A 12,224-nucleotide genomic window follows, 5' to 3' on the forward strand; every position below is an offset into this window, starting at 1 on the left:
AATGGGACCGGTTGTATCCGTTCCGTAGCCCAGAGTAGTCACGGCACGTCAGCCTCGTCCTGTGAACGAATACATTCCCGCCCAGTACTCGATGCGCCTCACCGTCGGTGAACACGCCCCCCGCCACGTCCGCCGTATCGTCCGCTCCTTCCTCGAAGAGTGGCGCATGCCCGAGCTGTCGGACGCCGTCGAGCTGGGCGTGACCGAGTTGCTGGCGAACGTCGTCCAGCACGTCCCGGACCGCCGCTGCGCGCTGCTGTTGCTGCGGCAGCCGGCCGGGGTACGGGTCGAGGTGACGGACGGCAGTGACCAACTGCCGCTCTCCCCGGCCCGCTTGGACCCGGAGGCGGAGGGCGGTCGGGGGCTGCTCCTGCTCGACGCGATGGCCGACAAGTGGGGCGTGTCGCCGTGGCGCGGGGGCGGGAAGACCGTGTGGTTCGAATGCGGAGCCGAGACTGTCGCCCTAGAGTGAACAGTCCTGCTGGCTCGGGGGACGGGTGCGATGGCGCGGATTGTCGGTGTGCACGGAGTGGGCAAGCAGCGGCTGGGGAGCAAGACGCTGCTGAAGGACTGGGAGCCGGCGCTCGCCGACGGGCTCGACCGGGCGGACGGTCCGGAACTCGCCCCGGGCAACCTGCGGATGGCGTTCTACGGTGACCTGTTCCGGCCGCCCGGGCACACCCTGGCCGTCGGTGACCCGATGTTCACTGCGGACGACGTGGACGACGGGTTCGAGACGGAGCTGCTGTTGGAGTGGTGGGCGGCGGCTGCCCGGGTCGATCCGGACGTGCCGCCGCCCGGCGGGGACACGCTGGCCCGCTCGCCGCGTGCCGCGCAGACGGCGCTGCGGGTCCTCCAGCACTCGCGTTTCTTCGCCGATGTGTCCCTGAGGGCGCTGGTGTTCGACCTGAAGCAGGTCCGCCGCTATCTGATGGACGAGGAACTGCGGGCGGCGGCCAGGAGCCGGGTGCAGGAGGCGATCGGCCCGGACACGCGGGTGGTGGTCGCGCACTCGCTCGGCTCGGTCGTCGCGTTCGAGGCGCTGTGCGCCCTGCCGGGGCACGGGGTGCGCGCGCTGGTGACGCTGGGGTCGCCGCTGGGGATGCGGATGGTGGTGGACCGGCTGCGGCCCGGGCCGGAGGTGTGGCCGGGGGCCTCGTCGTGGACGAACGTCGTCGACGAGGGCGATGTCGTCGCCGCGGTGAAGGACCTGTCGCTGTTCTTCGGAACGGACGTGGTCGGCAAGGTCGTCCACAACGGCTCGCACGCGCATGACGCCGCCCTCTATCTGACGGCGAAGGAGACGGGCGAAGCGGTGGCGGAGGGTCTGGCATGAGCGGGACCGAGCCGCGGCGCTTCCTCATCGCGACGGCCATCAGCCACTACCCCAACGCGCCCGCGGAACTGGAGTGGGACCGGCCCGGCCTGGTGGAGGCCCGCCGCAAGGTGGTGGAGCTGTTCACCGGCGAGCTGGGCTACACGCATGTGTCCGACCTCGGCCTGAACCCGGGCAAGCAGCAACTGCTGCGCGAGTTACGCGAGTTCTGCCGTGCCCCGGACCGCCGTACGGACGACGTCGTCGCCGTGTACGTCGCGGGGCACGGGGAGGTCCTCGACAACGGCGACTACGTCCTGCTCACCGCGGACACCGAGCCGGACGACCTGTACGACGCGCTGCTGCCCGGCACGCTGGCGCGCAAGATCCTCGCCGGGACGAAGGTGCGCCGGCTGCTGCTGATGCTCGACACGTGCTTCTCGGGGCAGGGCGGCAACGAACTGCTGGCGACGATGGCCCGGTTGAAGAACGACTGGCGCGAGGGCGAGTCCGGGCTGGCGGTGGTCACGTCGGCGCAGCCGCGGGAACTCGCGCAGACGGGCGCCTTCCCGGACCTGCTGACGGAGGCGGTGACCAGTCTGGCCACGGCCGGGTACAGTCCGCCGCTGCTGGCGCTGGACGCGGTCGTGAACGCCACGCGCACCAACCCCAAACGCCCCGACTTCCAGCACATCGGCCTGGAGATCATCGGCCTGACGGGCGAGATCCCGCCGTTCCTGCCCAACACCAAGCACAGCAGCGGCCTCTCCCATACGGACATGGCGCTGCAACAGGCGGCCGAGTGGGACGAGCAGGACAAGCGCCGGGACGTAGAGTTCCGGACCCGGCTGCTGCGGCGGGCGATGGGACACAGCGATCCGAGCCGGGTGGGCTGGTGGTTCTCGGGTCGCCACCAGGCCCTGAACGACATCGCCGAGTGGCTGGGCGACCCGACGGCCGAGGCCTGCCCGGCGCTGGTGGTCACCGGGGCTCCCGGCTCGGGCAAGACAGCCGTACTCGGGCTGCTGGCGGCGGTGAGCGACCCCGAGTACCGGCGCACGGTGCCGCTGGCGTCGATCGGACTTCACCACACACAGCTACCGCCCGCGCAGGCCATCGGGACGACCGTGTACGCGCAGAGCCTCACCGACCAGCAGATCGTGCGGGCGGTCTGCGCGGCGCTGCGGCTGCCGCCGACGGATGCGGTGGCGGACCTGCTCAACCACCTCGGCGCCCGCCCCGAGCCGGACCGCCCCCATGTCATCCTCATCGACGGCCTGGACGAGGCGGCGACGCCGACGACCCTGTGCGGCCAGGTGCTGCGGCCGCTGATGGAACTGGCGGCCCCTCACCTGCGGCTCCTCCTCGGCACCCGCCCCCACCTCTTCGCTCCCCTCGGTCTGCATCCGGACGGCCACATCGACCTCGACTCGCCCCTGTACGCCGATCCGGACGCCGTGCTCGTCTACACCGTCCGCAATCTCCTGGACGCCCACCCCGACTCCCCGTACCTCCACTGCTCCAACGCCGTGCGCATGGGGGTGGCGGACGCGGTCGCCGCCGCTGCCGGCAACTGCTTCCTGGTCGCCCGCATCACCGCTGGCACCCTGGCCGCGACCCCGGAGCTTCCCGATCCCAGGGACCCCGTCTGGCTCCGCTCCCTGCCCCGCGCGGCGGCCGACGCCATGCACCGCGACCTGCACCAGCGCTTCGGCGAGGACGCCGGACGCATCCTCGACCTGCTGCGTCCCCTGGCCTACGCCCAGGGCCAGGGCCTTCCCTGGGAGGACATCTGGGCCCCGCTCGCCGCGGAGCTCGCCGGTCGGCCTTACACCAACCAGGACCTCTACCAACTGCGGCGCGACGCGGGCGCGTACGTCGTCGAGGCGGTGGAGGACGGGCGGTCGGTGTACCGGCTTTACCACGAGTCGATGGCCGAGTATGTGCGCAAGGGCCAGGACCCGGAGCGGGGTGCAGCGGGCGTTCACGACAGTGCTGCGGCGGGCGGTTCCGTACGCCGTCGATGGTTCGCCCGACTGGGCGCGGGCCCACCCGTACGCCCTGCGGCACCTGGCGACGCATGCCGCCGTTGCCGGACTGCTGGACACCCTGCTGGCCGACATCGAGTACCTAGTCCACGCCGACTACGAGACGCTCATGCCGCGTCTGCTGGATGCGGAAAGCGACGAGGCCCAGCTCAACACCGCGGTGTTCCGCTCCTGCCTGCACGTGCTCCGGCATCTCGACGCGGCGGCACGCCGGCAGGTGCTTGCGGTGGAGGCGGCGCGGTTCAACGTGCCGCATCTCGTCGAGGCGCTCAACGGGAGGGCAGCCAAGCGGGCGTGGAAGCCGATGGCGGCGTCCGGGGGGCAGTTGTCGAGCAATCTGCGGAATGCGCTTACCGGGCATACGGGGTTGGTGGAGGCGCTGGCATGCACGGAGGTGAACGGCAGGCCGACAGCCGTCACCGGCTCGGAGGACCGGACCGTACGGATGTGGGACCTGATCACGGGCGACCCCGTCGGCAGCCCCATGGCCGGGCACACCGGAGCGATCGAGGCGGTGGCGTGCACCTACTTGGACGGCCGACCGGTCGCCGTCACCGTCTCTCGGGACGAGTCGGTACGGCTGTGGGACCTCGGCACGTGCCGGGCGATCGGGGCGCCGATGTCTGGTCACTCCAACAGGATCCGCGCGGTGGCGTGCCTGGAACTGGACGGTCGCCAGGTCGCTGTCACGGGTGGCTGGGACCACACACTGCGGGTGTGGGACCTGGGGACGGGTCAGGCCGTCGGCAAGCCGGTGACGGGCACAGGTCTGGTGAACACGCTTGCGTGTGTCGTGCTGAAAGGCAGGCCGGTCGTCGTCACCGGTTCGACGGACTCGTTGGCTCTCTGGGACCTGACCACCCGTCGACGCCTGAGGCGACTGGATCGAGGAGCCGGTTCCGTCTGGTACAAGGCGGTGACGTGCACGGAGCTGAACGGCCGACCGGTCGCCATCAGCGCTGACCGTCAAGGGCGGGTACGGGTCTGGGACTTCAGAAAGCGCCGGATTCTGAGCGAGTTCCAAGGTCACGAGGGCTGGGCATCATCGGTGTCATGTGCGGTGATGGACGGCAAGCAGGTCGCTGTCGCCGGTTATCAGGACGGGACGGCGCAGATCTGGGACCTTGAGGACCGTCGTCCGGTAGGAGCGCTCCTCTGCGGTCACGCCTTCCCCGTGCTCGCGGTGGCCTACGCCGAGTTGGAGGGGCAGCCGGTGGTCATCACCAGTGCCTACGACACTCTGCGGATCTGGGACCTGTCCCGTCGGGCCTTCGGCAGCCCTGTCGTTGGGCACACCCAGCGCGTTCTCGCTGTCGACCACGCGGTGGTGGACGGCCGACCGGTCGTTGTCACCGGCTCGGAGGACACCACCATGCGCATATGGCAACTGTCGGCGGAATTCCGCAGCACCGAGCCGCTGAACCACCACACGAGTGAGGTCAACCCGTTGACGTGCAAAATGCTGAACGGCCGACCGATCGCCATCTTCGGCACCACATACGGCGCGCAGGTATGGGACCTCGCCATGGGTCGCGCGATGCATCCGCCCTTCGCAGACCAGGCCGACGAACTCGGGGCGTTCACGGCTTGTGTGGAACTGAACGGTCGCGAGGTCGTGGTGACGGGCACGATGCAGGGCTCCGTTCGAGTATGGGATCTGGCCACGGGCGCGTTGACAGAGCGCTTCGCCGTCGGCAACCTCGGGATGCGGACCGACGCTTGCGTCATCGACGGGCGCCTTGTCGCCGCCTCCGTTTCTCTGGACAAGCCGTTGCGTGTCCTGGATGTGACCACCGGCCGCTCCCTCGGCCAGTCACCGCACAGTCACCCGTTCAGGGCCATCACCGTTGGGCGGCTGAACGACCGTCCCATTGCGGTGACCTGCTCCGAGAGCTCGACCGTGCACATCTGGGAGCTCCCCGGCTGCCACCCCGTGGGCGAGCCGATGACCGGCCACACCAGATCGGTCTGGACCGTGACCCTGGCCGAACTGGACGGTCGCTCCGTCGCCCTCACAGGCTCGGCGGACAACACCGTCCGCATCTGGGACCTGGAACACCGCACAACCCTCGACGTCATCCACCTGCCCGGCCCGTGCAGCGCCGTTTCGCTCAGCGACGACGGCCTGCTGGCCTGCGCCTTCGGCAACGACGTCGGCGTGTTCAGCAGGGAATGACCGTCAGCCGACCGAACTCGTCGACCGGCCAGGGCTGGAGTCCGCCGCCCGGGATGCCCGGCGCACGGCAGCGGTGGACGCCCGGGGCCCCGACAGCGCGTACGTCAGCGCGAAGCCCGCGCCGACGACCACCGCTCCCCCGGCCGCGTCCAGCACCCAGTGGTTCCCGGTCGCGACGATCGAGGACGCGGTGAGCAGCGGGTGCAGCATCCCCAGGGCCTTGATCCACCAGCGGCGCGCCAGGACGGCGATCACGATGCCGCACCACAGCGACCAGCCGAAGTGCAGCGACGGCATCGCCGCGTACTGGTTGGTCAGGGACGTGAGCGTGCCGTAGTCGGGCTGGGAGAAGTCCTGGACGCCGTGGACGGTGTCGATGAAGCCGAGCGTCGGCATCAGACGGGGCGGGGCCAGCGGGTAGAGCCAGAAGCCGACCAGGGCGAGCAGGGTGGCGAAGCCCAGGGCGGAGCGGGCCCAGCGGTAGTCGGCCGGGCGGCGCCAGTACAGGACGGCGAGGACGGTCAGCGGGGCGATGAAGTGCAACGACGTGTAGTAGAAGTCGCAGAAGTCCCGCAGCCGGTCGATCGTGACGACGGTGTGGTTGGCCCAGCGCTCGATGTCGATGCGCAGGGCCCGTTCCAGGCCGAGGATCTGCCGGCCGTTCTCCTCGGCCTCGGCCCGGCCCGCCGAGTTGCTGCCGCCGGTCGCGGCGAGCCGGACCCGGGCGTAGGCGGCGTAGGCGACCCGGATGAGGAGGAGCTCCAGGAGGAGGTTCGGCCTGGTGAGGACCCGGCGCAGGAAGGGCACGAGCGGGACGTGCCGGAAGCGGGCCGGGACGGCGGGGGCGTACTCGGGCGGGAGCGGCGCCCGGTAGTGCGGGGAGGTGCGGGAGAGGAACGGCACGGCCGTGGCGGCGGCGAGGGCGGCCAGCAGGACGAGGTTGGTGCGCAGCGGGTCCAGCGCCCGCATGTCCGGCAGCATCATCCTGGTCGGCAGGGTCATGACCAGGACGACGGTGACCGTCCAGACGTACCGGTCACCGGCGCGTCTGCCGGCCCGGCCGACGACCGCGAGCAGCACCCACAGCAGCTGGTGCTGCCAGGCCGTGGGCGAGACGACGATCGCCGCGCAGCCGGTGATCGCGACGGCGAGCAGCAGCTGGCCGTCGCCGAAGCAGCGCACGGCTCGGCGCAGGGCCAGGACGGCGACGGCGGCGCCGAGCGACAGGAAGAGAGCGACCTCCAGGGGGCCGTTCAGGCCGAGCCGCAGCAGGGCGCCGTGCAGGGACTGGTTGCCGAGGTCGTCGGCCCGGCCGCCGAGGCCGACCCCGGCCATGTGGTGGACCCAGTAGGTGTGGGAGTCGTGCGGCATCGCCGCCCAGGCCAGTGCGGTGCAGGCGGCGAAGGTGACGCCGGTGGAGAGCGCGGCGCGTCTGCGGCCGGTGCACCACAGCAGGGGCGTGAAGAGCAGCAGGGTGGGCTGGAGCGCTGCCGCGACGCCGATGAGCAGGCCACTGGTCCGCTGGCCGTGGGCGGTGAAGCAGCCCAGCAGGACGAGCAGGACCGGGATGATGCTGGTCTGGCCGAGCCACAGCGTGTTGCGGACCGGCAGGGACAGCATGAGAAGGCCGATGGCGACGGGGGCGGCCAGCAGCGCCGGGCGCCGGCCGACGGGCTGGGGCAGGGCGCGGGCGGCGATCAGGCCGAGGGCGACGACCAGCAGCAGCGTGCCGAAGGTCCAGCCCCAGCCGAGGGCCTGTTCGGCCGCGCGGGTGAGGGGCTTGAGGACGAGGCCGTTGAAGGGGGTGCCGGTGAATCGGGTCGAGTCGTAGAGCGAGCCGTTCACGTGCAGGACGCCGTTCGGCCCGACCCAGGTCTCCAGATCTGTCAGCCGCTCGCCGCGCGGGGTGCCCAGAACGACGCTCACCTGTCGCGCGGCGAGGGCGGCGACGATCAGCCACAGGCCGAGACAGGCCGCGCGCAGGGGTGGGCGGGTGGGTGTGCGGGTCCTGCCGACGGCTGTCGCTCCGAAGGCTTCCGCCGGTCGTCCGCTGCGCTCCGCGTTCGCCACGCCTCGTCGACCCTCTACCCGGTATGCCCCCCTTCGTCCGGTTGACGATAGTGCGCGAGGCGCGCGGTTGCCTCTCGTGACGCGAGAAGGATCACATCAAGATCTCGTGGGGACCGCTCCCAGTCGGGCATACGTGCCTGCATAGCCCGTGTTTAGATGCACCTTGCAACGAAAGGCGTACCGCTCGTAAAGGGCTTTTCTTCGCCTATCGTCGCTTTTCGGCCCGTACGACAGCGCCGCCGCGCGGACCGCGTCCCTGTCCCCGTCGAAAGGTAGGCGAGCGAGTCTTGTCGACTGTCTCAGTCGTCGCTCCCGCGTCCGGCCTGAAGAGCCGCGCAGCGAAAACCCCCGACACCACCGTCACCGACCCCGCGCTCGTCAAGCGCGCCGTGAAGGCGGCGGCGCTGGGCAACGCGATGGAATGGTTCGACTTCGGTGTCTACAGCTACATCGCGGTCACGCTGGGCAAGGTCTTCTTCCCCTCGGGCAACCCCACCGCCCAGCTGCTCTCCACGTTCGGCGCCTTCGCCGCGGCCTTCCTGGTCCGCCCGCTCGGCGGCATGGTCTTCGGCCCGCTCGGCGACCGCGTCGGCCGCCAGAAGGTCCTCGCCGTCACCATGATCATGATGGCCGCGGGCACCTTCGCGATCGGCCTGATCCCGTCGTACGCGACGATCGGTGTCGGCGCGCCGATCCTGCTCCTGGTGGCCCGCCTCGTGCAGGGCTTCTCCACCGGCGGCGAGTACGCGGGCGCCTCCACGTTCATCGCCGAGTACGCCCCCGACAAGCGGCGCGGCTTCCTCGGCAGCTGGCTGGAGTTCGGCACCCTCGCCGGCTACATCGGCGGCGCGGGCCTGGTCACGGTGATGACGGCCCTGCTCTCCGCCGACGACCTGACCTCCTGGGGCTGGCGCATCCCCTTCCTGATCGCCGGCCCGATGGGCATCATCGGCCTCTACCTGCGGCTGCGTCTTGAGGAGACCCCGGCGTTCGCGGCCGAGGTCGAGAAGGCCGAGACCCACCGCCCCAAGGTGCCGCTGCGCGAGATGATCACCGGCCAGTGGCGCGCACTGCTGCTCTGCGTCGGCCTGGTGCTGGTCTTCAACGTCACCGACTACATGCTGCTGTCGTACATGCCGAGCTACCTGACCGGTCAGCTCCACTACGACGAGACGCACGGCCTGCTCGTCGTGCTCGGCGTGATGGCCCTGATGATGATCGTCCAGCCGTTCGCCGGCGCACTGACCGACCGGGTCGGCCGCCGTCCGGTGATCGCCGCCGGCTGCGCGGGCTTCCTGCTGCTGTCCGTCCCGGCCCTGCTGCTGATCCGCGAGGGCAGCCTGCTCGCGGTCGCCGCCGGCATGGGCGCCCTCGGCCTGCTGCTGGTCTGCTTCACGGCGGCCATGCCCTCGGCGCTCCCGGCGCTGTTCCCGACGAAGGTCCGCTACGGCTCCCTGTCCATCGGCTTCAACGTCTCCGTGTCCCTGTTCGGCGGCACGACGCCGCTGGTGGTAACGGCCCTGATCGGCGCCACCGGGAACATGATGATGCCCGCCTACTACATGATGGCCGCGGCCGTCATCGGCGGTTTCGCGGTGTGGCGCATGGCGGAGTCGGCCGGGCGCCCGCTGCCGGGGTCGGCACCGTCCGTGGCCGAATGAGACACGCCGGGGGGAAATCCCCCTGACAGTGAACCGGGGCACCACGTATCTTCGTCACGCCAGTAGTTAGGGATGCTAACTATGCGTACGAAAGGTAGAGGTGCATGAGCGAGTCGCACGTCTGGGACGAGGTCGACGCCTACTTCACCGCCCGCCTCGCCCCGGACGACGAAGCCCTGGCGGCCGCACTGCGCGACAGCGACGCCGCCGGGCTTCCGCACATCAACGTCGCCGGCAACCAGGGCAAGCTCCTCCAGCTCCTGGCACAGATCCAGGGCGCCCGCCACATCCTGGAGATCGGCACGCTCGGCGGCTACAGCACCATCTGGCTCGGCCGTGCCCTGCCCGCCGACGGGCGCCTGGTCTCCCTGGAGTACGACCCCACGCACGCCGAGGTCGCCCTCCGCAACATCGCCCGCGCCGGTTTGGACAAGCTCGTCGAGGTCCGGGTGGGCCCGGCCCTGGAGTCGCTGCCCCAGCTGGCCGACGAGAACCCGCCCCCCTTCGACCTGGTCTTCATCGACGCCGACAAGGTCAACAACCCGCACTACGTGGAGTGGGCCCTGAAGCTCACCAGCACGGGCAGCCTGATCGTCCTCGACAACGTCGTCCGCGGCGGCCGCGTGACCGACGCGGCGAGCACGGCACCGGACGTGACGGGCACCCGCGCCGCGATCGAACTGATCGGCAGCCACCCGCGGTTGAGCGGCACGGCGATCCAGACGGTCGGCATGAAGGGGTACGACGGCTTCGCGCTGGCACGGGTGCTGGCCTGACCCGCAGCGTCACACCTCGTGGAAAAACCCCACGTTGACGCTGCGCGGGGCGGTGCGGTCCTGGACGATGACCTCGCCGCTGCCGCCCCTGGGCAGCGGGACGGTGCCGCCGTAGGCGAGGGGCTGGACGTACTCCCCCACCGTGAGCCGGACTTCGGAGGACGGGTCGGGCTGGGAGCCGCGCAGCCAGGTCAGCTGCCAGGTCCCGTCGGGCCCGCACAGGAACTCCAGGTGGACGCGGGAGACGAACAGCCAGTCGTCCGGAGTGGAGAGCCGGCACACCGACTTGTCGCGGCCCACCCGCAACACGGCGCCCGGCTCGCTGGGCGCGTCGGCCATGAGCATGCCGGCCGTGGCACCCTCCTCCGCCGCGGACACGGCGGCCATGGTGAGTTCGAGCACGTGCGCTCCTCCTGAGACGTCCTGGTGGGACTGCAAGCCCGCCGCATGATAGAACGCCAGGCCGCACGGTGTCCGGCACAATGGGTTCATGACCGAGCGGAAGCCACCCGGCGTCGACTTCGAGTCCTGGGTCGACAAACAGATCCGTGACGCGGAGACACGCGGCGAGTTCGAGCGGCTGCCGGGGGCGGGCAAACCGCTGCCGGCCGATGTGGACGCCACCTACGACGAACTGTGGTGGGTCAAGCGGAAGATGGCCCGCGAAGGCCTCTCGGTCCTGCCGCCGACGCTGGCACTGCGCAAGGAGGCGGAGGACGCCCTCCTGGCCGCGTACGCGGCGCCCTCGGAGCAGGCCGTCAGGAAGATCATCGGCGAGATCAACGACAAGATCCGCGAGATGATGTTCAAGCCGCCGCGCTCGGTAAGAAGCCGTACGACGTCGAGGACGTCGTACGGCAATGGCGGGAGCGCCGGGCGGGTCGGTGACCGGGGCTCGGGAGCACCCGGCTCACACGTGCAGCAGCCGTTCCGCCAGCTCCCGGTAGTCCTTCAGGGCCAGTCGCAGCTGCTCGGTGTCGCCGCTCGACACGGGCCTGCCCTCGCCGCCCTCCACCGACTGCCAGGAGTGGCGCAGGGTGCGGCGGCGCTGCGTCACGGCCTCGGTGAACCGGGCCGCGATCTCCTCCAGCACGTGGTCGGCCTCCTCGACGGCGGCCCGGGGCGCGTCGACGAACTCGGCGACGGCGTGGTGCAACTGGGAGACGAGTTTGTCGGACTCGTCGTGCGGGAGCAGGTGCGTGGGCGTGCCCTGGGGAGTGCCTTCCCGTTCCCGGGAACCGGTGAGGCCTGTGCCGTGGCCGGTGCCCAGGGCGGTCTCGCCTCGGGCGTCGGGGCCGGCGGAGGAGCCACGGGTGCCGGGGGTGTGGGAGGTGCCCGGGGTGACGCGAGTGTCAGAGGTGACCTGCGCGTCGCGGGTGTCGTCGCCGGGCGGTCGGGTCATGTCGGACATCGATCTCAACTCTCCTTCGCCTGACGTCGGTGCATCGCCCACGGCATGTGGCCGCCGCGGCCGGCCGGAGCCTCGCGGCCGCCGTTCAGCCCGGCCTTGTGCCGTCCGCCCTCATGGCGTCCGCCCAGGTGCGGGCCGGCGACGTGGTCTCCGCCGTCGTGGCGGGCCGGACGCACCAGCTCCTCGAACAGGGCGCGGGCCGCCACCATGGCCTCACGCATGTCTTCCGTACCGGTGCCGCCGTCCCGGGCGTCGTCCGCGCGCAGGTGCGCCGCGCGGTGGACACGCCGGTAGCCGTCCACGTGGTGGGCGTGGTGCACGGACAGCGCCGCGAGCTGTTCCTCGTACTGCCCGCCGTCCGGGAAGCCCCGGGCACCGGCGAGTTCCGCGAGCAGCCGGTCCGCCTCGGCGACCGCCTCCCGCGGCGAGTCGACGAACCGCTCCTGAGCGGCCGTCCAGCGCGCCTCGTACTGCTCGCGCTGCGCCGGTTCCAGCGCGCGTTCGCGCAGCTCGCCGTGGCGCTCCACGCGCCCGGCCAGCTCGCGCTCGGCGGCCTTGGCGTCGCCGTCGTGCCGGGCGACGGCCAGGTCGTACTCGGGTCCGAAGCGCCGCTTCAGGCTCGGGCCGCGCCGAGCCCCTCGGGCGCGCAGGGTCATGGCGGCCGCGATGATGACGACGACCGCCGCGATCACGATCAGAGCAATGATCAGGCCAGTGGACATGAATGCCTTCCGGGTTCTCGGCCCAACCGGCTCTCCTCGCGAGCC

At 71.0% G+C, this 12,224-nt stretch carries 9 protein-coding genes and 2 pseudogenes; 7 read left to right on the plus strand and 4 right to left on the minus strand.

The annotated features are described in order from the left end of the window. The first annotated feature begins 61 nt into the window (after positions 1-61). From QF034_RS11730 to QF034_RS41460, 4 genes and pseudogenes are all read left to right on the plus strand, one after another. On the plus strand, positions 62-472 hold the full coding sequence (locus QF034_RS11730) for an ATP-binding protein (protein ID WP_307174887.1): 411 nt from the start codon (positions 62-64) through the stop codon (positions 470-472). Between the two features lie 30 nt (positions 473-502). Beyond that, complete coding sequence (locus tag QF034_RS11735) at positions 503-1,336, plus strand: hypothetical protein (protein WP_307174888.1); 834 nt, start codon at positions 503-505, stop codon at positions 1,334-1,336. Beyond that, positions 1,333-2,607 (plus strand): annotated as a pseudogene (locus QF034_RS41455) (AAA family ATPase); the annotation flags it as partial. The gene QF034_RS11735 and the pseudogene QF034_RS41455, both read left to right, overlap by 4 nt. Before the next feature lie 1,060 nt (positions 2,608-3,667). Continuing rightward, the gene (locus tag QF034_RS41460; RefSeq protein WP_370880939.1) at positions 3,668-5,539 is read left to right on the plus strand and encodes a WD40 repeat domain-containing protein; all 1,872 of its coding nucleotides are present in this window, start codon (positions 3,668-3,670) and stop codon (positions 5,537-5,539) included. 3 nt (positions 5,540-5,542) lie between these two features. On the opposite strand, the gene QF034_RS11750 is transcribed toward QF034_RS41460, so the two are convergent. Further along, positions 5,543-7,609 (minus strand): bifunctional glycosyltransferase 87/phosphatase PAP2 family protein, encoded by a 2,067-nt coding sequence (locus tag QF034_RS11750; protein WP_307174891.1) that lies wholly within the window; start codon positions 7,607-7,609, stop codon positions 5,543-5,545. 287 nt (positions 7,610-7,896) lie between these two features. Here QF034_RS11750 and proP point away from each other — a divergent pair, with 287 nt between their 5' ends. Both proP and QF034_RS11760 read left to right on the plus strand, forming a co-directional pair. Then, positions 7,897-9,270: a glycine betaine/L-proline transporter ProP gene (gene proP / locus QF034_RS11755; protein ID WP_370880784.1), complete on the plus strand. Its 1,374-nt coding sequence runs from the start codon at positions 7,897-7,899 to the stop codon at positions 9,268-9,270. Between the two features lie 104 nt (positions 9,271-9,374). Continuing rightward, positions 9,375-10,046, plus strand: coding sequence for an O-methyltransferase (locus tag QF034_RS11760; protein WP_307174892.1), 672 nt, complete (start codon positions 9,375-9,377; stop codon positions 10,044-10,046). A 9-nt stretch (positions 10,047-10,055) separates the two neighbouring features. On the opposite strand, the gene QF034_RS11765 is transcribed toward QF034_RS11760, so the two are convergent. Continuing rightward, positions 10,056-10,448 (minus strand): FHA domain-containing protein, encoded by a 393-nt coding sequence (locus QF034_RS11765; protein WP_307174893.1) that lies wholly within the window; start codon positions 10,446-10,448, stop codon positions 10,056-10,058. A gap of 88 nt (positions 10,449-10,536) precedes the next feature. Here QF034_RS11765 and QF034_RS11770 point away from each other — a divergent pair. After that, positions 10,537-10,934 (plus strand): annotated as a pseudogene (locus QF034_RS11770) (DnaJ family domain-containing protein). 22 nt (positions 10,935-10,956) lie between these two features. Here the strand turns inward: QF034_RS11770 and QF034_RS11775 are convergent. Next, complete coding sequence (locus QF034_RS11775) at positions 10,957-11,457, minus strand: hypothetical protein (RefSeq protein WP_307174894.1); 501 nt, start codon at positions 11,455-11,457, stop codon at positions 10,957-10,959. Between the two features lie 5 nt (positions 11,458-11,462). Next, positions 11,463-12,179 carry a hypothetical protein gene (locus tag QF034_RS11780; RefSeq protein ID WP_307174895.1) on the minus strand — a complete coding sequence of 239 codons (717 nt, stop codon included), beginning with the start codon at positions 12,177-12,179 and terminating at the stop codon, positions 11,463-11,465. Positions 12,180-12,224: the final 45 nt, after the last annotated feature.

The sequence above is a fragment of the Streptomyces africanus genome (assembly GCF_030816955.1).
Classification (GTDB): Bacteria; Actinomycetota; Actinomycetes; order Streptomycetales; family Streptomycetaceae; genus Streptomyces; species Streptomyces africanus.

What these genes read in the sequence shown, in the direction of transcription:
- QF034_RS11735 (WP_307174888.1), top strand. Translation starts at nt 503, where the DNA reads ATGGCGCGGATTGTCGGTGTGCACGGAGTGGGCAAGCAGCGGCTGGGG.
- QF034_RS41460 (WP_370880939.1), top strand. Translation starts at nt 3,668, where the DNA reads ATGGCGGCGTCCGGGGGGCAGTTGTCGAGCAATCTGCGGAATGCGCTT.
- QF034_RS11760 (WP_307174892.1), top strand. Translation starts at nt 9,375, where the DNA reads ATGAGCGAGTCGCACGTCTGGGACGAGGTCGACGCCTACTTCACCGCC.
- QF034_RS11775 (WP_307174894.1), bottom strand. Translation starts at nt 11,457, where the DNA reads ATGTCCGACATGACCCGACCGCCCGGCGACGACACCCGCGACGCGCAG.
- QF034_RS11780 (WP_307174895.1), bottom strand. Translation starts at nt 12,179, where the DNA reads ATGTCCACTGGCCTGATCATTGCTCTGATCGTGATCGCGGCGGTCGTC.